General features: G+C 58.1%; 28 protein-coding genes, 1 tRNA gene and 1 pseudogene. 13 read left to right on the top strand and 17 right to left on the bottom strand.

The features are described from left to right. Positions 1 to 28 precede the first annotated feature (28 nt). Complete coding sequence (locus N6L24_RS09500) at positions 29 to 1,246, bottom strand: bifunctional alpha/beta hydrolase/OsmC family protein (RefSeq protein WP_271844444.1); 1,218 nt, start codon at positions 1,244 to 1,246, stop codon at positions 29 to 31. Between the two features lie 269 nt (positions 1,247 to 1,515). Between N6L24_RS09500 and N6L24_RS09495 the strand changes: the two genes are divergently transcribed. Next, positions 1,516 to 1,845 (top strand): DUF1330 domain-containing protein, encoded by a 330-nt coding sequence (locus N6L24_RS09495; protein ID WP_271844443.1) that lies wholly within the window; start codon positions 1,516 to 1,518, stop codon positions 1,843 to 1,845. Here the strand turns inward: N6L24_RS09495 and N6L24_RS09490 are convergent. Genes N6L24_RS09490 through N6L24_RS09480 form a run of 3 tightly spaced genes read right to left on the bottom strand, consistent with a single transcriptional unit; the run spans position 1,842 to position 3,979 of the window. Further along, positions 1,842 to 2,141, bottom strand: coding sequence for a hypothetical protein (locus tag N6L24_RS09490; RefSeq protein ID WP_271844442.1), 300 nt, complete (start codon positions 2,139 to 2,141; stop codon positions 1,842 to 1,844). The genes N6L24_RS09495 and N6L24_RS09490 overlap by 4 nt on opposite strands. A gap of 57 nt (positions 2,142 to 2,198) precedes the next feature. Further along, a complete protein-coding gene (gene glnA / locus N6L24_RS09485) occupies positions 2,199 to 3,605 on the bottom strand; it encodes a type I glutamate--ammonia ligase (protein ID WP_271844441.1) in 1,407 nt (468 codons plus the stop codon). A 35-nt stretch (positions 3,606 to 3,640) separates the two neighbouring features. Further along, positions 3,641 to 3,979 carry a P-II family nitrogen regulator gene (locus N6L24_RS09480; protein ID WP_271844440.1) on the bottom strand — a complete coding sequence of 113 codons (339 nt, stop codon included), beginning with the start codon at positions 3,977 to 3,979 and terminating at the stop codon, positions 3,641 to 3,643. A gap of 172 nt (positions 3,980 to 4,151) precedes the next feature. On the opposite strand from N6L24_RS09480, the gene N6L24_RS09475 reads away from it, so the two are divergent. From N6L24_RS09475 to tig, 5 genes are all read left to right on the top strand, one after another. Continuing rightward, positions 4,152 to 5,771 carry an NAD(P)H-hydrate dehydratase gene (locus N6L24_RS09475; RefSeq protein WP_271844439.1) on the top strand — a complete coding sequence of 540 codons (1,620 nt, stop codon included), beginning with the start codon at positions 4,152 to 4,154 and terminating at the stop codon, positions 5,769 to 5,771. A gap of 82 nt (positions 5,772 to 5,853) precedes the next feature. Beyond that, a tRNA-Leu gene (locus N6L24_RS09470) sits at positions 5,854 to 5,938 on the top strand. Positions 5,939 to 6,049: 111 nt separating this feature from the next. Beyond that, complete coding sequence (locus tag N6L24_RS09465) at positions 6,050 to 6,322, top strand: spike base protein, RCAP_Rcc01079 family (protein WP_271844438.1); 273 nt, start codon at positions 6,050 to 6,052, stop codon at positions 6,320 to 6,322. Between the two features lies 1 nt (position 6,323). Beyond that, positions 6,324 to 7,529, top strand: a complete 1,206-nt coding sequence (locus N6L24_RS09460) for a sialate O-acetylesterase (RefSeq protein WP_271844437.1) — start codon at positions 6,324 to 6,326, stop codon at positions 7,527 to 7,529. A gap of 223 nt (positions 7,530 to 7,752) precedes the next feature. Then, entirely contained in the window at positions 7,753 to 9,087 is a 1,335-nt protein-coding gene (tig, locus tag N6L24_RS09455; protein ID WP_271844436.1) for a trigger factor, read from the top strand. 265 nt (positions 9,088 to 9,352) lie between these two features. On the opposite strand, the gene N6L24_RS09450 is transcribed toward tig, so the two are convergent. Further along, positions 9,353 to 10,255, bottom strand: coding sequence for an acyl-homoserine-lactone synthase (locus tag N6L24_RS09450; RefSeq protein WP_271844435.1), 903 nt, complete (start codon positions 10,253 to 10,255; stop codon positions 9,353 to 9,355). 25 nt (positions 10,256 to 10,280) lie between these two features. Between N6L24_RS09450 and N6L24_RS09445 the strand changes: the two genes are divergently transcribed. Next, positions 10,281 to 10,469, top strand: a complete 189-nt coding sequence (locus N6L24_RS09445; protein ID WP_271844434.1) for a hypothetical protein — start codon at positions 10,281 to 10,283, stop codon at positions 10,467 to 10,469. On the opposite strand, the gene N6L24_RS09440 is transcribed toward N6L24_RS09445, so the two are convergent. The 5 genes from N6L24_RS09440 to rpsF all read right to left on the bottom strand — a co-directional run bounded on the left by N6L24_RS09440 (position 10,453) and on the right by rpsF (position 13,060). Beyond that, positions 10,453 to 11,154 (bottom strand): autoinducer binding domain-containing protein, encoded by a 702-nt coding sequence (locus N6L24_RS09440; RefSeq protein ID WP_334312320.1) that lies wholly within the window; start codon positions 11,152 to 11,154, stop codon positions 10,453 to 10,455. The genes N6L24_RS09445 and N6L24_RS09440 overlap by 17 nt on opposite strands. 38 nt (positions 11,155 to 11,192) lie before the next feature. Further along, a complete protein-coding gene (locus N6L24_RS09435) occupies positions 11,193 to 11,597 on the bottom strand; it encodes a helix-turn-helix domain-containing protein (protein WP_271844433.1) in 405 nt (134 codons plus the stop codon). A 214-nt stretch (positions 11,598 to 11,811) separates the two neighbouring features. Further along, positions 11,812 to 12,438, bottom strand: a complete 627-nt coding sequence (gene rplI, locus N6L24_RS09430; protein ID WP_271844432.1) for a 50S ribosomal protein L9 — start codon at positions 12,436 to 12,438, stop codon at positions 11,812 to 11,814. 12 nt (positions 12,439 to 12,450) lie between these two features. Then, positions 12,451 to 12,678: a 30S ribosomal protein S18 gene (gene rpsR, locus N6L24_RS09425; RefSeq protein ID WP_009805008.1), complete on the bottom strand. Its 228-nt coding sequence runs from the start codon at positions 12,676 to 12,678 to the stop codon at positions 12,451 to 12,453. Positions 12,679 to 12,703: 25 nt separating this feature from the next. Continuing rightward, positions 12,704 to 13,060 carry a 30S ribosomal protein S6 gene (rpsF, locus tag N6L24_RS09420; RefSeq protein ID WP_271844431.1) on the bottom strand — a complete coding sequence of 119 codons (357 nt, stop codon included), beginning with the start codon at positions 13,058 to 13,060 and terminating at the stop codon, positions 12,704 to 12,706. Positions 13,061 to 13,330: 270 nt separating this feature from the next. Between rpsF and N6L24_RS09415 the strand changes: the two genes are divergently transcribed. Continuing rightward, on the top strand, positions 13,331 to 13,756 hold the full coding sequence (locus N6L24_RS09415) for a hypothetical protein (protein WP_271844430.1): 426 nt from the start codon (positions 13,331 to 13,333) through the stop codon (positions 13,754 to 13,756). 8 nt (positions 13,757 to 13,764) lie between these two features. On the opposite strand, the gene N6L24_RS09410 is transcribed toward N6L24_RS09415, so the two are convergent. Continuing rightward, positions 13,765 to 15,000 carry a cytochrome b/b6 domain-containing protein gene (locus N6L24_RS09410; protein WP_271844429.1) on the bottom strand — a complete coding sequence of 412 codons (1,236 nt, stop codon included), beginning with the start codon at positions 14,998 to 15,000 and terminating at the stop codon, positions 13,765 to 13,767. Between the two features lie 151 nt (positions 15,001 to 15,151). Here N6L24_RS09410 and fabD point away from each other — a divergent pair, with 151 nt between their 5' ends. The 3 genes from fabD to N6L24_RS09395 all read left to right on the top strand — a co-directional run bounded on the left by fabD (position 15,152) and on the right by N6L24_RS09395 (position 17,340). Further along, positions 15,152 to 16,090, top strand: a complete 939-nt coding sequence (gene fabD / locus N6L24_RS09405) for an ACP S-malonyltransferase (protein WP_271844428.1) — start codon at positions 15,152 to 15,154, stop codon at positions 16,088 to 16,090. A gap of 31 nt (positions 16,091 to 16,121) precedes the next feature. Beyond that, a complete protein-coding gene (gene fabG / locus N6L24_RS09400; protein ID WP_271844427.1) occupies positions 16,122 to 16,859 on the top strand; it encodes a 3-oxoacyl-[acyl-carrier-protein] reductase in 738 nt (245 codons plus the stop codon). Positions 16,860 to 17,106: 247 nt separating this feature from the next. Then, positions 17,107 to 17,340, top strand: a complete 234-nt coding sequence (locus N6L24_RS09395) for an acyl carrier protein (protein ID WP_271844426.1) — start codon at positions 17,107 to 17,109, stop codon at positions 17,338 to 17,340. A 59-nt stretch (positions 17,341 to 17,399) separates the two neighbouring features. Here N6L24_RS09395 and N6L24_RS09390 read toward each other — a convergent pair whose 3' ends face one another. Beyond that, a complete protein-coding gene (locus tag N6L24_RS09390; RefSeq protein WP_271844425.1) occupies positions 17,400 to 17,711 on the bottom strand; it encodes a HigA family addiction module antitoxin in 312 nt (103 codons plus the stop codon). 24 nt (positions 17,712 to 17,735) lie between these two features. Then, positions 17,736 to 18,017: a type II toxin-antitoxin system RelE/ParE family toxin gene (locus N6L24_RS09385; protein WP_271844424.1), complete on the bottom strand. Its 282-nt coding sequence runs from the start codon at positions 18,015 to 18,017 to the stop codon at positions 17,736 to 17,738. A 300-nt stretch (positions 18,018 to 18,317) separates the two neighbouring features. Here N6L24_RS09385 and fabF point away from each other — a divergent pair, with 300 nt between their 5' ends. Continuing rightward, a complete protein-coding gene (gene fabF, locus N6L24_RS09380) occupies positions 18,318 to 19,574 on the top strand; it encodes a beta-ketoacyl-ACP synthase II (protein WP_271844423.1) in 1,257 nt (418 codons plus the stop codon). Positions 19,575 to 19,578: 4 nt separating this feature from the next. Further along, a complete protein-coding gene (gene mltG, locus N6L24_RS09375) occupies positions 19,579 to 20,730 on the top strand; it encodes an endolytic transglycosylase MltG (protein WP_271844422.1) in 1,152 nt (383 codons plus the stop codon). A gap of 162 nt (positions 20,731 to 20,892) precedes the next feature. On the opposite strand, the gene N6L24_RS09370 is transcribed toward mltG, so the two are convergent. The 4 genes and pseudogenes from N6L24_RS09370 to N6L24_RS15580 all read right to left on the bottom strand — a co-directional run. Further along, positions 20,893 to 21,240, bottom strand: coding sequence for a helix-turn-helix domain-containing protein (locus N6L24_RS09370; protein ID WP_271844421.1), 348 nt, complete (start codon positions 21,238 to 21,240; stop codon positions 20,893 to 20,895). Beyond that, positions 21,237 to 21,626, bottom strand: coding sequence for a type II toxin-antitoxin system RelE/ParE family toxin (locus tag N6L24_RS09365; protein WP_271844420.1), 390 nt, complete (start codon positions 21,624 to 21,626; stop codon positions 21,237 to 21,239). Before N6L24_RS09365 ends, N6L24_RS09370 begins: the two co-directional genes overlap by 4 nt. 79 nt (positions 21,627 to 21,705) lie before the next feature. Next, on the bottom strand, positions 21,706 to 22,929 hold the full coding sequence (locus tag N6L24_RS09360; RefSeq protein ID WP_271844419.1) for a hypothetical protein: 1,224 nt from the start codon (positions 22,927 to 22,929) through the stop codon (positions 21,706 to 21,708). 63 nt (positions 22,930 to 22,992) lie between these two features. Beyond that, a pseudogene (locus N6L24_RS15580) lies at positions 22,993 to 23,061 on the bottom strand (IS1/IS1595 family N-terminal zinc-binding domain-containing protein); the annotation flags it as partial. Between the last annotated feature and the right edge of the window lie 332 nt (positions 23,062 to 23,393).

The raw sequence follows: 23,393 nt of genomic DNA, 5'->3' as shown, positions 1-23,393 counted from the left end.
ATTCTGCGGTATTTGACCGGGCGCTTGGTCAGCTTTCGGCCAATTCGGTGATCACCTTGCTGGATTTCTCCAAGGTCCGGTGCACCGGGCAGCGGTCGGCAATTTCCATCAGCCGCGTGCGCTGCGCAGCGTCCAGCGCGCCCGCCAGATGAATGACCCGCGTGAAACTGTCGATCCGGTCGCCAGAGCCGGTCCCAGCATCCTGCGCATGCACCTTGTTGTGGCGCACATCCACCCAGACATGATCCAGCGGCCAGCCCTTGCGGCGGGCATACATGCGGATCGTCATCGACGTGCAGGCCCCAAGACCAGAGGACAGGAACCCATAGGGCGACATGCCTTTGTTGGTGCCGCCATAGGCCAGCGGCTCATCCGCCAGCGTGTGATGAAAGGGGCCGGAATTCACATCTTGCAAGAACCCGTTGGGGTCGGCCTCAGAGACACGCACAACGCCTTCGGGCGCGCCAATGGGCGGGGCGGGGGGCGCAAGGTGCAAATAGCGCGCGGCCCAGGCCGCGATGACCTCGGCGGCATATTCCGCGTCCTCGGGGCGGCTGATCAAATGGTCGGCGTCATCCAAGGTAACAAAGCTTTTGGGATGTTTCGCGGCCTGAAATATTGCGGCGGCATTGTCGATATCCACAACGGAGTCGCGCGGTGCATGCATGATCAAGAGCGCGCGGCCCAGTTTTTCTATGATCGGCGCGAGGTTCTGGGCCGACACATCTTCGACAAAGGCTTTGGCGATGGTAAAGGGCCGCCCGCCTAGGCAAACCTCGGCCCGGCCCTTGGCCTTGATGGTTTCCAGCGCGCCATCAAAGTTATGTGTGACGTGGCCGGGTTCAAACGGTGCGCCTAGGGTGGCGACCGCGCGCACGCTGTCCATATCCGCTGCTGCGCGCAGCACCGCCGCGCCGCCTAGAGAATGGCCAATCAGCATGTCAGGCGCCATGCCGCGCTCGGTCAGATAGGTGGCGGCGGCGTGCAGGTCCTGCACATTGGAGGAAAAGGTAGTGTTGGAAAACTCTCCTTCGGAATGCCCCAACCCGGTGAAGTCAAACCGCAGCACCGCCAGCCCCATGGCCGCAAGCCGCCCGGCAATGCGCCGCGCGGCGGGAATGTCTTTGGAACAGGTAAAACAATGCGCAAACAACACCGTGGCCAGATGCGGGCCATCGGGCAGGTCAAGCCGGGCGGAGAGTTTCTCGCCGCTGTGGCCGGTGAATGTGATACGTTCGGTTGTCATGCGCAAAGCTGCCTTTTTCGTCTGTTCCCCCAATTTGGCTGAGAAGGTCGCCCAGTCCAAGGGGGCTGAAACCGGGGTCACGGCAAGGTGAGGGCGCGCGAGCGGGCCGTGCGCGCCATCGCGCAACCTCAGCGCGCGCAATATGGCGCGGATTTGCACGCGATGGTCGCAAAATTGATATAAGCACGATTTCTTTGCTGCGCGTCCCTTGAAAACCCCGCCAGAACGCAGGAATTTGCATGTCACACTAAAGACTATCAGGAGTCGCCATGCCCGTCACAGTCGTCGCGCTGACAAGCATCAATGATGATGAACCGCTTGCTCTTGCGGAATATCTGGCTGTCACGGGGCCATTGCTGGCGCGCGCCGGGGCGCGGATTCTCAAGCGGTTCACCGTGAACGAGGTTGTGGTCGGCCATCGCCCGGCGAAAACCGTCTTTATTGTCGAATACCCAGATCGCGCCGCGCTCGACAGCGTGTTTGAAAGCGCAGAATACCAAAGCATCATTCCGGCACGCGACCTGGCCTTTAATGAATACAGCGTCACGGTCGCCGCAGACGAAAGTGAGGCGCTGGCGACAGCGTTCAGCGCCCGCTAGGGCGTCTTGCGTTTCGGGGGCCGGGTCTCGCTTGCACGTGCGGTCATTTGCATAAGTGCCAGAACGGCCAGCGCAATTACAGCGCCCAGACAGGCAAAATATAGCACGGTTTGAAAGCTTTGGTGAAAGGCAACAAGCCCAACCACCGGCCTGGCGATGAGGCCACTGACCATCAGCGCGTTCCAATAGAGTGCGGAGGCGCGGCCTATTTGGCCCGCAGCATATTTTTGCACAAAGCTGATCGAAAGACTGGCAAACAGCCCGTCATACAGCCCTTCAAATCGAAAGAAGCCCATGAAGGGCACAAAAAAAGGCGCTCAAAAGAGCGCCTTTTTCAAATCTTTTAAGCTGAATTAGCAGCTGTAGTACATGCCAAACTCAACAGGGTGTGGCGTGTGCTCATAGAGTTCAACTTCTTCCATCTTGAGGTCAATGTAGCCCTCGATCTGGTCTTTGGTGAAGACGTCGCCTGCGGTCAGGAAGTCCATGTCTTTTTGCAGCTCGTCCAGCGCTTCGCGCAGGGAGCCACAGACGGTTGGGATACCGGCCAGCTCTTCGGCAGGCAGATCATAGAGGTTCTTGTCCATGGCTTCGCCTGGATCGATCTTGTTCTTGATGCCGTCAAGGCCAGCCATCAGCAGCGCTGCAAAGCACAGGTATGGGTTGGCAGACGGATCAGGGAAACGGGCCTCAACGCGCTTGGCTTTTGGCGATTCTGTCCATGGAATACGGACACAGCCAGAGCGGTTGCGGGCGGAGTAGGCGCGCAGAACTGGGGCTTCAAAGCCCGGGATCAGACGCTTGTAAGAGTTGGTGGATGGGTTGGTGAAGGCGTTCAGCGCTTTCGCGTGCTTCAGGATACCACCGATGAAGTACAGAGCTTCTTGGGACAGATCCGCGTATTTGTCGCCTGCGAACAGTGGTTTGCCGTCTTTCCAGATCGACATGTTCACGTGCATACCTGTGCCGTTGTCGCCGTAGATGGGCTTTGGCATGAAGGTTGCGGATTTGCCGTAAGACTGCGCCACGTTGTGGATCACATATTTATATTTCTGCAGCTCGTCCGCTTGTTTGGTCAGGCTGTCAAAGATCAGGCCAAGCTCGTGCTGACAGGACGCTACCTCGTGGTGGTGCTTGTCCACTTTCATGCCCAGACGCTTCATGGTGGAAAGCATCTCAGAACGGATGTCCTGTGCGTCGTCGGTTGGGTTTACTGGGAAGTAACCACCTTTGAGGCCAGGACGGTGGCCGGTGTTGCCCATTTCGTATTCTGTGTCGGTGTTCCAGGAGGCGTCCTGCGCATCAACTTCGTAAGATACTTTGTTGATAGAGTTGGAGAAACGCACGTCATCAAACAGGAAGAATTCTGCTTCTGGGCCCATGTAGGCCGCGTCGCCGATTCCGGAAGATTTCAGGTAGGCTTCGGCTTTCTGCGCGGTGCCGCGTGGGTCACGCTCATAGGCTTCGCCTGTGTCTGGCTCAACGATAGAGCAGTGAATGCAGATGGTTTTTTCAGCATAGAACGGATCCACATAAACAGACTCGGTGTCTGGGATCAGTTTCATGTCGGAGTTTTCGATCGACTTCCAGCCCGCGATGGAGGAGCCGTCAAACATGAAGCCTTCTTCCAGGAAGTCTTCGTCCACCAGATCAACGTCTACGGTGACGTGCTGGAGTTTGCCGCGGGTGTCAGTGAAACGAATGTCGACATAGGCCGCTTCTTCGTCTTTGATCAGCTTGAGAACTGCATCTGCGCTCATGCTCTGAATTCCTTCTGATATACTTTATAGATTGATTACAGCGCGTCCGAGCCGGACTCGCCGGTACGAATGCGGATGGCTTGTTCGATCGTGCTTACAAAGATTTTGCCGTCGCCGATCTTGTCGGTTTTGGCGGCGTCCACGATGGCTTCGATGGCCTGATCGACCATGTCGTCATCCAGCACCACTTCGATTTTCACCTTGGGGAGAAAATCGACCACATATTCAGCACCACGATAGAGTTCGGTGTGGCCCTTCTGGCGGCCAAAGCCTTTGACCTCAATGACGGAGAGGCCCTGAATGCCCACGTCTTGCAACGCTTCTTTGACTTCGTCCAGCTTGAATGGCTTGATGATCGCTTCGATCTTTTTCATCTCATGGGTCTCCTCGCCTGAGTTCCTTTGTGCTGATCCCACTTTAAAGAAGGGGCCACAATCAGCTACGATGACGCATGCCTTACGGCTGCATGGGTTTCGAATATTGTGACTAAAAATTGGGCAAGTTGCACGTGAAATGTGCTGAATTGAATCGCATAAGGGTGAAGAAATGACCGAATTGCTGACCTCTGCCCAAATGCGCGCCATTGAGCAAGCCGCCATTGATTCCGGGCAGGTCACGGGGCTTACGTTGATGGAACGGGCCGGGGCGGGCGTGGTTCAGGCGATATGTGACACATGGCCCGAGTTTGCTGCGGCGGATGTCAGGGGCGCTGCCCCTCGGCCTGCGGCCTCACCCCGGAGTACTTTGGAAAAGGCGAAACGGGCAGCGGTTTTGTGCGGGCCGGGCAACAATGGCGGCGACGGTTTTGTCGTGGCGCGGCTGCTGGCCGAGCGCGGCCTTACGGTGGATGTCTTTTTATATGGGGATGCTGAAAAGCTGCCGCCTGACGCCAAGATCACCCATGATCGCTGGAGCGCGGCACACCCGGTGGCACCGGCCAGCACACTAAAGGGCTGGACCGGGCAGTGTTATGATCTGGTGGTGGATGCGCTTTTTGGAACCGGCCTGTCGCGGCCGCTTGATGCGGAGGTGCTGGCCATCCATAAATTTCTGTCGGTGCATCCCAAGGCCAAGGTGGTTGCGGTGGATGGGATCAGCGGCATTGATCTGGACAGTGGCAAGGCGCTGGTTGTGGATGAGGCGTTGTTTTTTGCTGCGGCCGATCTGGTGGTGACATTTCACAAAAGCAAACTGGGGCATTTTTTGGGGCCTTATGTCGCCGACCAAAGCCAACAAATATGCGTAGATATTGGTCTTGAAGCTTTTGACGATGGCGCGGGGCAAGTTGCCGTGGTGGACATGTCCTGTGGCGGATTTCAGCTGCGCAAAGGTGGTGAGAGCGGCGGAGCGCATAAATTTGACAGCGGTCATGCGCTGGTGCTGGCGGGACCTGCGGGGCAGACCGGGGCCGCCCGGCTGTCGGCGCGCGGGGCCTTGCGCAGCGGGGCCGGGTTGGTGACGCTGGGGGTGCCGCCGGAGGCGCAGCAAGAGGCGGCGGCGCAGGTGACGGCGATCATGCTCCGGTCCCTTGAGACCGCTGATGATCTGACGGCGACCTTGCAAGATCGGCGGATCAACGCGCTGTGTTTGGGGCCTGCGCTTGGGCTCGATCGTGCCAAGGCGCTTGTCTTGGCGGCACTGGATGGCGGGCTGGGTGCGCGTCCGACGGTGCTGGATGCAGATGCTTTGTCGGCGTTCGCAGCAGCCCCCGAGGCGCTGTTTGACCTTGTGCACGAACAATGCGTGCTGACGCCCCATGGCGGTGAATTTGCGCGATTGTTCCCGGATATTGCGGCAAAACTCTGCGCCGCGCCCCTGGCGGGCCCAGCCTATTCCAAGGTCGATGCCACGCGCGAGGCGGCGAAGCGGGCAGGGTGTGTTGTGCTCCTCAAAGGCGCGGCGACCGTGATCGCGGCACCAGATGGGAGATGTTCTCTTCATTCTGCGCATTATGCGCGCGCTGCGCCCTGGCTTGCGACCGCCGGGGCCGGAGACGTGCTGGCGGGGATTATGACCGGCCTTATGGCGCGCGGTCTGACACCCTTTGACGCGGCCGAAACCGCCGCTTGGTTGCATGTGGAATGCGCACTGAAATTCGGCCCCGGCCTGATTGCCGAAGACATTCCCGAACAGCTGCCAGCGGTGTTCAAAGATTTAGGTCTTTAGGCTACATTTTTCCTCTTACATCCGATTGTGACCTTTGCTAGGAACGCCGGACGAAACGGCCAGAGAGTCGTTTCCACAGGTTGCGGGTGTGGCGAAATTGGTAGACGCACCAGATTTAGGTTCTGGCGCCGCGAGGCGTGGGGGTTCAAGTCCCTCCACCCGCACCACTTTTCATAAAGATTAACAAGTCCTTGGTGCGCCTGTACGCGGGTCTCAGGCTTCGTTTACCCTGCGATTTCATTCTTAGCGCGAGTTTGCCTCTGCAGAAGGATGAGATGATGAAAATCTATGATGAGACGCTGAAGATGAACCGCAGTCTGGCCGGCACATTTGCGGGGCTGCGCGATGTGGTGCCTGATGATGCGGCGGATCTGCCGGAAACCGCAGTTAAGCTTTATGTCGAAACCGCCGGCGCGGTGCGCTTGATGCCGCTGGATGGCACCGGGCCGATCACCGTGCAACTGCCCGATTTTTCCGAACTGCCGCTGAATGTCAGCCGCGTTTATGCCAGTGGCACCACCGCCGCGGGCATCAAGGCGTTTGTGATCTGACATGATTGATCTTGGTTCAGATATCAGCATTCGCGCCGGGCAGGCTGCTCGGCAGAGATCCAACATCGCGCCCGGATTGCTGCCGATCCGCGCCGCCAGCCTCAAGGACAGCAGCCATTTGGTCGATACCTCGGGCAGCGTCAGTTTTGCGCCCGGTCAGGTGACGCTGGGCGAGCTGAGCGGCGCAGGGGACAGCGCCAATTACGAGGGTCACATCTGGGTGCATACCGAGGTGAGCAACCTTTCCGGCACTTACCGTCCGCGGTTTCTGAGCCCGGTCTATGCGCCCGAAAGCACACGCACCCGCGATGGGCTTCAGACCTGGAAATTTCCGGCGGCGAGCGCGCAGACGGGGCTGGAGCTGATCACAGGCACCGGCGGCGCAGCAACGCTGGGGACATTTCAGGCCTATCAGATGGACGATATCCTCAGCCGTCCGGCCTATGTCATTGTGGCGGGCGGACAATCGTTGATGGAATGTTCGCACAATGCATACGGCATTGACCCCGCGCATGATTTCTGGCCGGGGCCGCGCTGCCTTTGTGTGCCGGGCTATAGCTATGCGGGTTTTGGCACCACACGCGGCGCGCTGCACGCCATGCATGCGCCGCTGCTGTTCAAAAGCCAGTCTTCGGGTGTGTCCCCGGCGATCGCCTTTGCGCAGGAACTGATGCCCTTCGTGCCCGAAAGCCACAATCTGGTGATCGTCTGCGCGGCCTATTCGGCGACCACACTGGTCGGATCGGATGGGGATTGGAACCCGGCGGGCAGTGGGCAAAATGTCGATGCCTATCAGAACGCGGTCGACCTGATCGCGGACACTATGGCTGCGCTGCCTGCGGGCAGTGAGATCAAAGCCTGGCTGTGGGCGCAGGGGCAGGGGGATCTGAGCCCGACGATGGATGTGGCGTACCCCGCTGCCTTTGCCGCGATGCGCAATGCGATGGAAAGCGATACAGGTTCTGGCCAAGTCCCGTGGATGTTGTTTGGGCCACCGCCGGATGCCACGAGCATTCATACGGACCTCTTTGTTGAGACATTTGCCAACATGGATCAGGACAGCGGCCATGCCACGGCGCAGCCCATGGCGCATACGGTGGCCCATCCCCCGGGTTATATGGAGGACGCGGCGCATGTGACCGCCTGGGGCAGCCGCGTGATGGGCAAGCTGGTGGCGCGGCGGTTCATTGAAGAAGGCTACCTCTGAAACCGGGCGATTCTCGGACCTCGGATTTGACAACAGACACCCGGCGTTCCGCGCCGGGTTTTTCTCGGGGGGCACCTTTGGCAGACCGGGGGCGCAGCGCGCCGTGATCGCGGGAATAGCCTTGTCAATGCAGCGTCGTATCTATAAGGACCGCAGGCAGCATAATTGGATAGGTGCGCGGTGCTTTTTGACCCGCACAAATGTTGAAAAGAAGGACAACACCATGCAGGTCACTGAGACCCTGAATGAAGGCCTGAAGCGCGGCTATGACATCACCGTGACAGCCGCTGAGCTGGACGCGAAAGTGAACGAAAAACTGACCGAAGCGCAGCCTGAAATCGAAATGAAAGGCTTCCGCAAGGGCAAGGTGCCAATGGCCCTGCTGAAAAAGCAATTCGGTCAGCGTCTGTTGGGCGAAGCCATGCAAGAAGCCGTTGACGGCGCGATGAACGAGCATTTTGAGCAATCCGGTGAGCGTCCTGCGCTGCAGCCAAAAGTCGAAATGAAAAACGGCGAAGAGTGGAAAGAGGGCGACGACGTTCAGGTCGAAATGTCCTATGAGGCGCTGCCTGAGATCCCTGAAGTGGATCTGAAATCCATCTCGCTGGAAAAGCTGGTTGTCAAAGCCTCCGACGCGGATGTCGACGAAGCGCTGGCCAACCTCGCGGAAACCGCGCAGGATTTCAAAGACCGCAAAAAAGGCACCAAAGCCAAAGACGGCGATCAAGTGACCATGGATTTCGTGGGCAAAATCGACGGCGAAGCCTTTGATGGCGGCGCAGGCGAAGACTTCCCGCTGGTTCTGGGCTCAGGTCAATTCATCCCGGGCTTTGAAGAGCAGCTGGTTGGCGTGAAAGCGGGCGAAGAAAAAGACGTCACTGTTTCCTTCCCGGAAGAGTATCAGGCCGAGCATCTGGCAGGCAAAGAAGCTGTGTTCTCTTGCGTCATCAAAGCGGTGAAAGAGCCGGTTGCCGCTGAGCTGAACGACGAGCTGGCCAAGAAATTTGGTGCCGAGGATCTGGCCGCGCTGAAGGGTCAAATCTCCGAACGTCTGGAAGCGGAATACGCGGGCGCTGCGCGTCAGGTTCAGAAGCGCGCTCTGCTGGACGCACTGGATGATCTGGTCTCCTTTGACCTGCCACCATCGCTGGTCGAAGCGGAAGCGGGCCAGATTGCTCATCAGCTGTGGCACGAAGAAAACCCAGAGGTTGAGGGCCACGATCACCCAGAGATCACCCCGACTGACGAACACAACAAACTGGCAGAGCGTCGCGTGCGTCTGGGCCTGTTGCTCGCAGAGCTGGGTCAGAAAGCCGAAGTTGAAGTGACCGACGCTGAAATGACTCAGGCGATCATGAACCAGGCGCGTCAGTACCCGGGCCAAGAGCGTCAGTTCTTTGAATTCATTCAGCAGAACCAGCAGATGCAACAGCAACTGCGCGCGCCACTGTTCGAAGACAAAGTGGTCGATTATGTGTTTGAACTGGCACAGGTTTCCGACAAAGAAATCAGCAAAGACGATCTGCAGAAAGCTGTTGAGGCTCTGGACGAGGAGTGATCCTCGGCCCGCGCCGCCTTTTGCGGGCGGCGCGCTGATCGCAAAATGCTGATTGCAAAAAATAAAGGGCTGCCATCTCTGGCAGCCCTTTTTCGTATTTAAATGTTCTCACTCACGTTTTGAAAAGTCTTGATAAAAAACTGGGTCCGAAATTTCTTCCGGTATCGTTGGGAGGGGGTCGCCCGGAGTTGGGAGGCAACCCCCACCATGTTGCGTGGGCACGCAACCCGCCTGGGGGATGAACAGGCGGTAACTTTACCAGCGATCAGGCGGTGCCTGAAACGCAGGTTTTGGTCTCCTCTTGTTGACGGGACAGGCCGGCGGCGAGGCGCTGCAATTCTGCGACATCGCTTGTGCCCAATTTGTCCTTGAGAACCTCCATCAACATCAGCGCGGCTTCGGCTTCTTTTTTGCTGTCGGCGCTTGCGAGCAGGTCGAAACAATAATTCTGCAATTCCGCAAGTGAGGGGGCGGGCTTGGACATCACTGCGCCGGTTACGCCCATCTCTGCGCGGGCCTTGCGGGCCTGCAGTTTTTCGGCGGCCAGAGTTTCCGGGATAAAGATCTCGCCTTTGATATCAGCAAATTCGCGCACACGCTGAATGCGTTCGTCGGTACAATCCAGGAGCGCTGCAAGGGCTTTCACTTTGCCCATCGGAACCGTTTGGCCAACATAGCCGTGCGGCGCGTTGTTGGAGCGCTTCAGAACGCGGTCCATGATCGGGTCAATCACCGTGATGATGTCAGTGATACCAGAGGCCTGGGCGTATTCCAGGATCCCCAGCATCAACTCGCTTGTCGCGCGGGACACTGCGGTTTTGCTTTCGCGGTTTTTCAAGCGCTCGGTATCGACGCAGAACCGGGTGGATTCCCAAATGTTGGCGCTGCGCACGGGCGGCTCTCCGCAGAGGATGGCGCTGAACACATCGCTAAGCATATGTGGCCCCGTCGTCTGTAGAACCCGCGCACAGGAGATGACGTTCATCTCGTCGTCCACGCCAATAATATAAGCCGGGTCCATGCGATCGAACTGGTCGATCTCCATGTCGTTTTCAATATTCACCTCCCAACCGAGGCGCCCGGAAAAGACCCGAGCCCGCAGCCGAAACATGTCGTCCAGCAGGGGCTGGAAGAGGTGCTTGTTTAGTCCGTCTACCGTAATAATCATGTTAGTCCCCATCCTTTCGAATTTTATGAAAATCATTTCTAAAGTTTCAGAAAATTTTCTCTATTGGGGAAATCCCGTAGTTGATTTGATGGCAAAGATCGCGCATGCGCGCGCCCGCGGTGCGATGCAGGAAGGCACCGCAGCCACGATTTTGCCGCGCAGCGGGGGGCTGCGGGAATCAGATGGTCAGAAAAAAATCAGCTGGGATAGATAAGCGACAGGCCGATGGCGCGCCCAACAGCCTGGGCTGTGGTCAAAGCAACCAGCTTTTCGCGCGCCGAGCGCAGGTGCACCTCGACCGTGCGATTGGAAATCGACAGGATGTCTGCAATATCCTGTTGCGACTTGCCGGCGGCAATCCATTGCAGAATTTCGATTTCGCGCAGCGAGAGGTTCGGATGGTGCAGAATGCGGGTCAGGGGTTCTGACTGCATGATATGGTCATGCACATGCGAAGCCACAGGCTGCAACTCTGCGAGCACATTGCGTTTCAGCTTGGCCCACTCCGCCTCGCTGCATTTGCGCGTGACGCTCAGCATGCCGAATTCGCCATACGGGCCGCGAATGGGAATGGTCAGGCCGCATTCGCCGATGCCAAAGTCCCTGGCCTGATCAAAGACGGCGCGAAAATTGCTGTCATGGCGCAGACGCATCCAATCGACCGGTGCCACACTGCGCATCGCCGCCTGCAGCGTTGGATCCAGATTGTGCAACTCCTGGTCCTGATAGTGGTCTTGCCAGTCTTTGTCGTAGGTCACGATCGCATGCATGGTGCCGCTGGCCGGATTCACCCCTGCATAAGCCGCATCATCAAACTCGAAGGTATCGCAGATCCCCTTGAGGTAGCCTGTGAACCGCTCTTCGGAATGCGGGACATCATGTAGGCTGTGCAGTTTCAATGCGGCTCTCCTTTCGCCCGGTAGGGCGGGGAATTGATTTATGAGCTTGCGACGCTCAACGGCCCATTGCGCCCATCCTGGGCCATGGACCGCATGAAAGCCAGAACAGCGCTGCGCTGGCTTTGCGGCAGTTTCCGGTAGAGTTCCATCATCTCGATCGCTTCACGATCCGAGAGAAACTCCATCTGGTCAATAGGATCAACAGCAACCCCATCGGCATCATCAGTACGGCGAATACCTTCGAAGAAATAGACAACATCCACGCCCAGTTTTTCCGCAACCGCCCAAAGGCGCGACGCGCTGACCCGGTTCGCACCGGTTTCATATTTCTGGATCTGCTGGAACTTCACTCCGATAGCATCCCCCAGTTCAGTCTGGCTGATCCCCATCGCGTGACGACGGGCGCGGATCCGCTTGCCGACCAAAACATCAATCTTATTCATAACTCACCTGCGACTTCACACTACTAGTTCAACGCAACTTTGCACTTCCGCGCAAATCGCATTGAGGCGACATTTACTAACACAAGCCAATCTGCCCTAAATATGGCGCGGGGGCAAATTCTTCGCCTTAAAGTAGTCTTATGCTGAGTTTTTCAGCATTGGCTTGTGTGCGAAGCGCGCCCAGGGCGCGCCTCGCCAGATCATGAACCCGGTCTTAAGACGCGGAATCTTCGTCAGACTCGACCTCAACATCCGCAGCAGCGGCGAGATCTTCATCGTCAGAAGCGGCAGAGCCGATATCGTCGAACAGTTCGGCGATTTCGAATTCTGCAGCGGCTTCTTCTTCAGCAGCCAGTTCCTGAATGGATTTGCCCGAGGCCTGAAGTTCCGCTTCCTCAGCAGAGCGCGCAACGTTCAGTTCAATTTCGACAATCACTTCAGGGTGCAGGCGGACTTCAACCGCGTGCAGGCCCAGGTCTTTGATCGGAGCGATCAGAGCGACCTGTTTGCGGTCAATGGTGAAGCCAGCTTCGGTTGCAGTTTCAGCTGCGTCACGTGGTGTGACGGAGCCGTAAAGTGCACCCGCGTCTGAAGCGGAACGAATCACAACGAATTGCTGGCCAGCCAGCTTTTCGCCCATCGCTTCTGCTTCTTTCTTGGTTTCCAGGTTGTGTGCTTCCAGCTGGGCTTTTTGAGCTTCGAACTGTGCCACATTGGCGTCCGATGCTGTCAAAGCTTTGCCTTGTGGCAGCAAGAAGTTGCGTGCGTAGCCAGGCTTCACATTCACAACTTCGCCCATTTGGCCCAGTTTGGCCACGCGTTCGAGAAGGATAACTTGCATGTCAGTCGCTCCTTATTTCACAGCGTAGGGCAGCAGCGCGAGGAAGCGGGCACGTTTGATAGCGCGCGCAAGTTCACGTTGCTTTTTCGCGGAAACCGCGGTGATACGAGAAGGCACGATTTTGCCACGCTCAGAGATGTAGCGTTGCAGCAGTTTCGTGTCTTTATAGTCGATCTTAGGCGCATTCTCACCGGAGAATGGGCAGACCTTGCGACGGCGGAAAAACGGTTTTGCAGCCATGACTTACAGTCCTTTCTTCACGCAATCAGTTGCGGCGCTCGCGGCGGTCGCCACGGTCGTCACGTTTTTGCATTTGGATCGATGGGCCTTCAGCGTGCTCATCAACTTTGATGGTCAGAATGCGCATCACATCATCATGCAGGCGCATCAGGCGCTCCATTTCCTGGATCGCGGCCACAGGGGCTTCGGTCTTCAGGAAGGCGTAGTGGCCTTTGCGGTTTTTGTTGATCTTATACGCCATTGTTTTGACGCCCCAGTACTCGGATTCAACCAGCTTGCCGCCGTTGTCCGAAAGGACGGTACCAAAATGTTCGATAAGACCTTCAGCTTGCGTGTTGGACAAGTCCTGACGCGAGATGAAAACATGCTCATATAGTGGCATGTGCTCTCCATTTCATTTCAAGCGCATTTCAAAGAGCAGGGCATTAACCTTAATGCGCCCCACCCACGAGAGACTGCGCGGTTCTAAATCAGTGCAAAAAGGATGGCGCTGTATACCCAACTGGCCCGATAAAACAACCCCGATCCGCATCGTCAACAAACTGTTTCCGCCACATTTGGCGGGACAGTGGCCGCATTTCTGCCGCTTTTGCTGCGCAGCTTCGGAATTGCGCATCAACCGCACAGAACACTCAAGAGCAGGACAGGCCCTATGCAGATCAAAATTACACGGACCGCGGCCGCATCAGCGGCGCAGCGTTGGGCCCCCACTTTGCTGCGCTTGACGGCGCTGTCGGCCGCCGCGGTGATCTGCGTTGCGGGCGGCGGGCTTGTGCTGCTCAGCATTTCAGAACCTGCCTTGGGCAGCCTTGTCTGCCTGATGGGGGTCTGCGTTTTCCTTATCGGGCTTATGGTCGCCAAAGCCGGTGGGCGCAGCGAAGAATGCGTCTTGCGCTATGACCGCACCGTTGCGGCCTGGACTGTCACGCGCGGCAGCGCAGATGGCCCGATTCTGGATCGGTTTTCGCAGGCCCGCGCTGACACCATTGAACTGGCCCCGGATCATGCCGTCGTGCGGGATCTTGCATCGCGCCGCCTGGTGCGGTTGCGCTATGCGGCCCCCGTGCTGAGCACGTGACCTAGGCGTCAGGCCCCGGCGCGCCCCGCGCTCAGCGCCACGCTGATGCGCACCTCATGGCCCAGCGTGTCCGCTTCTGGGTGATTGGCCCCAATGCCAAAGGCCAGCCGGCTGACGCGCGTTTCCCCGCGCATCCGGGCCGTGCGCCCATCGCTTTCCAGATCAAAAGGCAGGGTGAGCGGCACCTCAACGCCGCGCAAGGTCAGGGTGCCTTGGGCCAGATACCCTTCGTCGGCAGGCAGGATATCTGCGGCAAATATGGCTGCGGGAAAGGTCGCAGCATCAAAGTAGTCACTGCCCATCGCTTGCCGCGTCACGGACCCTAGGTGCAGCGAGGGGATGTCGATTGTCACCCGCACCCGGCCATGCCGCCCATTCACCAATGTGTCGCGAAAGGTAATCTCGGCCTGCCAACTGGCGAAACTGCCCTGCAACTCTTGGCCGAACTGCGTGACCGTAATGTGTAATGTGCCGCTCTCCACTTCCCAAAGGTCCGCGGCGCGCGTGGGGTTGGCGACGGGCCGTTGCGCTGCCAGTGATGGCGCAGCGCCGCGCTGGGTCGGCAGCGGCGCGGCCTGCGACACCACCAGCGCAATCACCAGCGCCCATACCCCGAGGGCCGCTAACATCGGCCCGCGCTGTGGCGCGCGGTTGGTCGGCAGCGGCGCACCCTGCGCGTCAGGCATGCCGGGCAGCATACGCCGCAGGGTCTGATCACGATCTATCAGCGCATGTTTGAGCGCCCCGGCCACATGGGCCAGAATCGCCGCGCCCAGTGTCAGCATGGCGTAAAAATGCAGCGTTCCCGCCCATGTGGCCACCGCCGCCGCTTTCGGAACGAAGGGCAGGGATTGCCCAAAAGGCCACCAGATCGGTGCAAATCCGTCGGTGGCGGCATGGTGGACCCAGCCGCTGAGCGGCACCAGCAACATCCCGCCATATAGGATGGCTTGCGTCAGCCGCGCCGCAAATATTGCCTTGGGGCGCGCGCCAGGCGGCGGGGCTGGCGCGCCCTCAATCAGGGCCCAGATCACCCGCAGCAGGGCGGTCACAAACACTGCGAGTCCAAGGGTTTTATGCAAAGAGAACAGCTGCGCCTTATGGGCGAGTTCGCTGCCCGTTTCCATAGGGGCTTGGTGGGCGATATAGCCAATCGGAAAGGTCGCGAAGATCAGCAGCGCCGTCAGCCAGTGGAAGGCTTTGGTGATCGCGCCATAGTGGCGGGCCGTATTCATCAGTGGCATAGGCTGTCCCTAGGGTCTGGCGGTGCGCCCGAGGATACTACGGCCCGCTTCGGCAACAAGGCGCAAAACGAAGGGCCATGACGCAAGGTGATTGCGCCTGCGCACAGGGCAGGCTATTCCGGTTCAAACGTTAAGAAATAGGGGGGCTTTCATGAGCCGAGCATTCGTTTTTCCGGGGCAGGGCGCGCAGACCATTGGCATGGGCAAAGCCCTGGCAGAGGCATATCCTGCCGCCAAAGCTGTGTTTGACGAGGTGGATGACGCGCTGGGTGAAAAGCTGAGCATATTGATCTGGGAAGGGGAGCAAGACACGCTGACCCTGACCCAAAACGCCCAGCCTGCTCTGATGGCGACGTCTTTGGCCGCGATGAAAGCTTTGGAAGCGGAAGGCGTTTCCATCGAAGCGGCCGCTTATGTCGCGGGCCACTCTCTTGGCGAATATTCGGCCCTCGCAGCAGCTGGTGCGCTGTCGATCGCTGATACCGCACGGCTGCTGCGCACCCGCGGGCAGGCGATGCAGGCGGCTGTGCCTGTGGGCGTTGGCGCAATGGCGGCGCTGCTGGGCCTTGATTTTGCGACCGCCCGCGCCGTGGCTGAAGAGGCCGCACAGGGCGATGTGTGCCAAGCCGCCAATGACAATGATCCGGGGCAGGTTGTGGTGTCAGGCCACAAAGCAGCGGTTGAACGCGCGGTTGAGATTGCCAAGGAAAAGGGCGCGAAACGCGCGGTTCTGCTGCCGGTCAGCGCCCCGTTCCACTGCGCTCTGATGCAGCCTGCGGCAGATGTGATGGCCGAGGCGCTGGATGATGTTGATATCAACCGCCCGGTGGTGCCACTGGTGGCCAATGTGCGCGCACAGGCGATTTCCGACCCCACCACCATTCGCTCGCTTTTGGTAGAGCAGGTGACAGGCTCTGTACGCTGGCGCGAATCCGTGGCGTGGATGGCCGCGCAGGGCGTGAGCGAAATCTACGAGATCGGCGCAGGCAAGGCGCTGTCGGGCATGGTGCGCCGGATTGAGCGCAGTATTGCCTGCACCGCCGTTGGCACCCCCGAGGATGTCAAAGCTGCCGCAGAAAAACTGGCCTAAGCCAGACACTTAGAGAGTTTCAGGAGACATTATGTTTGATTTGACAGGGAAAGCGGCGCTGGTCACCGGCGCCTCTGGCGGCATTGGCGGCGAGATCGCCAAAGCGCTGCACGCTGCTGGCGCGACTGTTGGCCTTTCCGGCACACGGGTTGCCCCACTTGAAGCGCTGGCCGCTGAACTGGGTGAACGCGCCCACGTCTTGCCATGTAATCTTGGCGATGCCGAGGCTGTGGCTGCACTGCCCAAACAGGCGATCGAAGCGATGGGCAGTCTTGATATTCTGGTGAACAACGCCGGGATCACCAAAGACCAGATTTTCATGCGCATGTCGGATGAAGAATGGCAGCAGGTTCTGGATGTGAACCTGACCTCTGCCATGCGTCTGTGCCGCGCGGTGATGCGCCCGATGATGAAGGCGCGCTGGGGCCGGATCATCAACATCAGCTCCATCGTGGGCGCGACCGGCAACCCGGGGCAGGCGAACTATGCGGCCTCCAAGGCGGGCATGGTTGGCATGACCAAATCCATCGCCTATGAGGTGGCCAGCCGCGGGATCACCGCAAACGCCGTGGCCCCCGGTTTCATTGCCACCGCGATGACCGACGCGCTGAACGACGATCAGAAAGAGGCGATCAACAAGCAGATCCCGTCCAATCGCATGGGCACACCGGCGGAAATTGCGGCCGCTGTGCTTTATCTGGCGAGCGACGAAGCCGGTTATGTCACCGGTTCGACCTTGCACGTGAATGGCGGTATGGCCATGCTGTGATCAGATCGCCGGTGACTCGCGGCTTTGCGCTGCGGGCATAGGGGGTTTGACACCAAGAGGCGCGAAAGCGTTTGCGTTGCCTGTAACATGTGCTATAGGCGGCGCAGTTTTCCGGGTGAGCCATCTGGCACGCCGGACTATCCGGGGGAGCCGGAAATAAGAGCCGCCCAAACGGGCATTACTTAATTTCCTGCCCTGAAGGCGGGAAAATCAAAGGCCAGATGGCCTGTACGAATGAGGAAATGATATGAGCGACGTCTCTGACCGCGTAAAAAAGATCGTTGTTGAGCACCTGGGTGTTGAAGAAGACAAAGTTGTCGAAAGCGCATCCTTCATCGACGACCTGGGCGCAGACTCCCTGGACACCGTTGAGCTGGTAATGGCCTTCGAAGAAGAGTTCGGCATCGAGATCCCTGATGATGCAGCCGAAACCATCCAAACCTTCGGCGACGCAGTGAAATTCATCTCCGAAGCTTCCTAAGTTTCGTCTGAGAGAATTTTGGAAAACCCCTCGCGCAAGCGGGGGGTTTTTTGTTTGGGTCAAGCCGCTTCGTTGTTTTCGCTGATCGCTGGCAAGGGTTTGATGGCAGACACGTCGACCTCATCCTTTGCCATGGCAAGGTCGTAAGTGTTCTGCATGGTCAGCCACATTTCCGGCGTCGTTTGCAGGGCCTTGGCCAGACGGAAGGCGGTATCAGGCGTGATCCCGCAATCACCACGCACCAACCGCTCAACACGGCTGCGTGGCACCTGAATGGCTTCGGCGAATTTGATCGACGAAAGACCGAGTGGCTTGAGGTATAGCTCTTTCAGCACCTCTCCGGGGTGCATTGTGAAGTCTAGTAAGCTCATATCACGTTCCTTACGCCGCCAATCTTAGTGGTAATCGACAATCTCAACATCTGCTGGGCCATTCTCCGTCCAGACAAAACAAATGCGCCATTGGCCATTGATCCTGATCGAATGCTGCCCGGCGCGGTCGCCTTTTAGAGTTTCCAGTTGGTTCCCCGGCGGGCTGCGCAGGTCGGTCAGGTCTTTGGCGCTGTCTAAGACAATCAAGAGGGCTTTGATGCGTTTTGTGAGGTCAGAGGGGAGGCCTTTGAGGTTGCCCCTGATCGCGTTTCTTACCCGTTTGCCTTTGACGCTTTGAATAGTCATATAGGGAAATGTACCATGTTGCGCAACATGGCGCAAATTTTGGATTAATAATCAGCGTGTGTTTGGCTGATATAGAACCGCCGCGGTTGAAGACGAGTTAATGAGACCGGCGGCGAAGTGAAATTCATCTCCTAAGCTTCGTCTGAGAGAATTTCGGAAACCCCCTCTCGGGAGCCAGAGGAGTTGGGAACATGCCCGCTTGAATTGTCAGCCAAATTCCACCATCGCGCCAACCCACTCTTGCCCCTCAACCCCAACCCAAGGTATGAGCATTCAAAGAATTGAGGAAAGGGCAGCACTATGCGTCGCGTCGTCATTACAGGTCTGGGTCTTGTCACCCCATTGGCATCCGGTGTCGAAGAAAGCTGGTCACGCATTCTGGATGGCCAGTCCGGGGCCGGGCCGATCACCCGGTTTGATGCCTCCGCCGTAACCACGAAATATGCTTGCGAAGTGCCTTTGGGCGATGGCAGCGATGGCACGTTTAATGCCGATGACTGGATGGCCCCCAAAGAGCGCCGCAAAGTGGATGATTTCATCCTTTACGGCATCGCGGCGGCGGAACAGGCCGTCAAGGACGCGGGCTGGACCCCTGAGGACGAGGAGAGCCTGCTGCGCACCGGTGTGATGATCGGCTCGGGCATTGGCGGTCTGAATTCGATTGCCGAGACCGCTGTTCTGATCAAAGAACGTGGCCCGCGCCGTGTCTCGCCGTTCTTTATTCCCGGGGCGCTCATCAACCTGATCTCGGGTCAGGTGTCGATCCGCTTTGGCTTCAAAGGCCCGAACCACGCAGTTGTCACGGCCTGCTCCACCGGGGCGCATGCCATTGGCGATGCCTCGCGTCTGATCAAGGCCGGCGATGCAGACGTGATGGTCGCTGGCGGCGCGGAAGCGGCCATTTCCGAAATTGGTATTGCCGGCTTTAACGCCTGCAAAGCGCTGTCCACCAAACGCGCGGATGACCCCAAGGCCGCGAGCCGCCCCTATGACGCGGACCGCGACGGGTTTGTCATGGGCGAGGGTGCCGGCGTTGTGGTGCTGGAAGAATACGAACACGCCAAAGCGCGCGGCGCAAAAATCTATGCCGAGGTTCTGGGCTATGGTCTGTCAGGCGATGCCTATCACATCACCGCCCCCTCTGAGGATGGCGAAGGCGGCGAGCGTTCGATGCGTGCGGCGCTGAACAATGCTGGCCTGACGCCCGCGGATATTGATTACATCAACGCCCACGGCACCTCGACCATGGCGGACACCATCGAACTTGGCGCGGTTGAGCGCATGATGGGCGATGCGGCCAGCAAAGTGACCATGAGCTCAACCAAATCTGCGACGGGCCACCTTTTGGGGGCGGCGGGTGCCATTGAGGCGATCTTCTCGATCCTTGCGATCCGCGATCAGGTCGCTCCGCCGACCATCAACCTGGATAATCCCGCCGTGGAAACCACCGTTGATCTGGCCCCCAACAAAAAGGTTGAGCGCGAGATCAATGTGGCGCTGTCAAACTCCTTTGGCTTTGGCGGCACCAATGCTTCGGTGATCTTCGGAAAGGTCTGATACCATGTGGCGCAGCGTCGCTTCGAACGCGATTACTCTGTTGATTGTCGCGGTGTTTCTCATTGGCGGCGTGATCCTCTGGGGCAAGGGGCAATACACCTCTGCCGGTCCGCTGGACGAAGCGATCTGCGTGCGTGTTGCGCCCGGATCGACCATGCGCCGCGTGTCCGAAAATCTTGAGGAAACCGGTGCCGTCACCAATGGGGCATTGTTCCGCCTTGGCACGGATTACACCGAAAAGGCCAACCTGCTGAAAGCCGGGTCATTCCTGGTGCCAGCCGGTGCCTCTATGGAAGAGATTGCAGACATCGTCACCCGTGGCGGGGCCTCGACCTGTGGCACCGAAGTGGTGTTCCGCGTCGGTGTCACCCAGGCCAATGTGCAGGTGCGCGAGCTTGACCCGGCCACCAACCGCTATGTCGAGGTGGCGGAATTCACCCCCGCCGAAGGCGAAGCGCCGCAGGAATATATTTCTGTGCGTCAGCAAGCGGACACCCGCTATCGCATTGCGGTGGCCGAGGGCGTCACCAGTTGGCAGGTGGTGGATGCGCTGGGGCGCATTGACCTTCTGAGCGGCGAGGTCGCGGTGCCGAGCGAAGGCTCCCTTGCGCCGGACAGTTATGAGGTGCGCGAAGGCGACAGCCGCGCCGATGTGATCACCCGCATGCAAGAGGCGCAGGCCGAATTGATCGCTGCGGCCTGGGAGGCACGTGATACCTCGATCCCGCTGCAAAGCCCGGAAGAGCTGCTGATCATGGCCTCGATCATCGAAAAGGAAACTGGCGTGCCCGAAGAGCGCGGGCAGGTGGCCAGCGTCTTTACCAACCGGCTGAACCAGGGCATGCGCCTGCAGACCGACCCGACGGTGATCTATGGCATTACCCAGGGCGAAGGCACCCTGGGCCGTGGGCTGCGCCAAAGCGAGCTGCGCCGCGAAACCCCGTGGAACACCTATGTGATCTCTGGCCTGCCGCAGACGCCCATCGCCAACCCGGGCCGCGCCAGCCTTGAGGCAGCGGCCAACCCGGATGAAACAGAGTTTCTGTTCTTTGTGGCCGATGGCACCGGCGGGCACGCCTTTGCCGCCACGCTCGCTGAGCACAACCGCAACGTTGCTGAATGGCGCAAAATCGAAGCCGACCGCGCCAGTCAGTGAGTTTGCTTGAGATTCTCTAAAAAAGAACCCCGCCACTGGCGCCAGCCCTTTGCCATAAGTGTTGCAGGCCGCGGGGGTCGCTGGTCCCCGGAAGGCACACAAGAAAACACCCGCGCCGGATTGCTCAGCGCGGGTGTTTTTCTATTGTCGGAGAAGGGCGTATCAGGCCGCTACAGGGATTCGATTTTTGGAAGTTGCGACACTCAGCGCACCAGTAGTTGAGGCTGATTTCCTTTTTTTGATAACAATATCAACATCGCGTCCAAGTTTCAGTAGCATGCGAAGTAGCCTTTCGGCAGAGAAGCTGTCCAACTTCCCATTTAGCAGCTTGGAAACATGCGGTTGGGGAATGTCGAGGACTTGCCCGGCCTCTTTTTGAGTGAGGTGGCGATGTTTTATGATAGACGCAACTTGCATAGCAAGCGTGGCTTTCAAGCTGAGCTCTTCGGCGTCTTCCAGCCCAAGATCTGCGAATACATTGCCAGAGCTTTCAATAATTTGTTCTGTCATTCTTCGATTTCCTTCTTGAACTCTTCGTAGTCATTCTCTGCGAGCTTGATCCTGGACTTGATCAGTTTCTTATCTTGCGGCGGGGTCTTGATTCCAGATTTCGATTTTTTCTGAAATGCGTGCAGGATATACACAACCCCCTTTAGCCTAAGAAGATAAACACACCTGTAAGTGTCTCCATCATGATCATCCACCACCTCCAGAACTCCTGAGCCCATCCCAGAGAGTGTTTTTACATTTCCAGCTCGGCCACCACCTTGTGCATACATCAAGGCAGTGCCCATCTCTTTCCTAACTGCGGTTGGGAATGCCCTCATATCCTTCTGAGAGCTGCCTACCCACCTACATGGTTTGAGGTCTGGTTTTGATTTCTTTCTTATACTCATTTAGGTATATCCTGTCAACATTCAAACCAAACTGACGATTTCTCTTATTTTAGCAGTTCCTGCAAGTCAGGGTTGCAACTTATGAGAACAGATCTTTCGCATTGACCTTGCCTCGGGCCAACCCCAGCTTCATCGCTGGGGTTTCCTTTGTTGTGCGCTTGCCCATCCAGTTGTGCGTGACGCGGTAGATATCGACGATTTTCACCATGGTTTCAGGGTTGTAGAGATAATGTCGATGCCAAGCGCGGCCGTTGGCGCTTGGTGTATGCGAGGGGCGCTCAGCGAACTTCAGATTGCTCCGTATCTTGTGGAAATAGGCATCAACGCTGCGTAGAGTTGCCAGACGCATGAGGCGCGCGCGGCGGTCCGGCGCCATGCTCTCTCGATCGGTCAGAATGCGCATGCAGCGATGCGGCTCTGACTTCGTATGGTAAGGCCATTCAAAGGTTGCTGCCAGCGGCAGCTCCTCCAGCATGCTTTCCACCAGGATGTCCTTGATCTCGTCTTTCGTGTTTGGGTCGAAGTCATCGAAGATATGACGAGGCACATTGCTGTCATTTTCCAACTGCTTGCGGCCTTCGTTCATCAACATGTTGCGCTGATCGTTGGACTGGTTCTTATCGAACTCCACGACGATGACATCTGCTCGGCCATCTTGGATCCTTCTGGCAAATGCTGAGATGAAGGACATCGACAGCCCGGGGTCAGCGTCCAGGACGAACACGAAGCGCTCAGAGCCCTTGCCGAGGAAATGACGCATCTGGAAGGCGTGGGCCATCTGCATGGCGTCCTGGCGGACCAGAGCGCCGCTGTGGGGCAGCTGCAGCCCCAGATCGACCTCTGGGGCCTCATCGGGGTGAATGGCCACATTGTGGGTCATTTTGTTGAGGTAGCCTTTGAACTCCGGTTCAGACCATAGGCGAGCCTGATCCCGAAACGCCCTTGGCAGACTGAAATCCCCGGCAGCGACCATCCTCGCCTCAATGTCTGGCAGCTCGATCGCTGGATCCAACTGCAGGTGAGCGGCCATGATGTAGCCGGAGTTGGCGTGGGCTGTGCAAAGATGCTGAACAGCGATTTGCGCCCTGGTCCGCTTGTTCGGCCAATTCAGATGGAGGGTTTGAGAATCTGAAGCAAAACGACGGTCAACTTTCTCCCACTGCACGCGCTTGAACTCCGCTTCCCGCTTGGCGGTGAAGTCGATGACGCGGTCATGTATGAAGTCGATCTTCCGATAGACATCCCGCGGGGATAGCTCCGTGAAATCGCAGATCTTGGTGATCGGCACGCCATTGGTGATCATCCAGAGGACATCACGGTTCGTGTGGCTACGCTTCTGACGACCCAGGCGCGTTCCCGTCGAGAATGTCTTCAGACAGGATTTGCATTTCCAGCGTTGTGTGCCTTTCTTCGTCGTCCCCGCCTTGCGATACAGCTCCGGATTCTCGGATTGGGCCTTCCCGTGATTTGCGCACTCTTCGGTGGAGCAGGCATCTCTTGGAAATTCTGGGCGGAATTTCCGACGAAGGCGGCGATATTCTTCGATGATCGCCTTGTTGTTCTTGATGATCGAGGTTTTTCCACACCCGCCACACTGGAAGGTCTTTTCATCACCGGATCCGATGACCCGACCGCGCGGCGTTAGGTAATCCCCCCGAACATTAGGGGTGTTTGAAAGTAGAATTTTCTCGAATGATGAAAGAGGAGATTCTGATGAAGAAATCGAAATATAGCGACGCTCAGATCATGAGTATTTTGAAGCAGGCC

Origin of the sequence: Cognatishimia sp. SS12, from assembly GCF_028369055.1 — a bacterium.
Taxonomy (GTDB): domain Bacteria; phylum Pseudomonadota; class Alphaproteobacteria; order Rhodobacterales; family Rhodobacteraceae; genus Cognatishimia.
The sequence above is the reverse complement of the archived record's forward strand: the minus strand, read 5'-3'. Positions and strand labels throughout refer to the sequence as shown.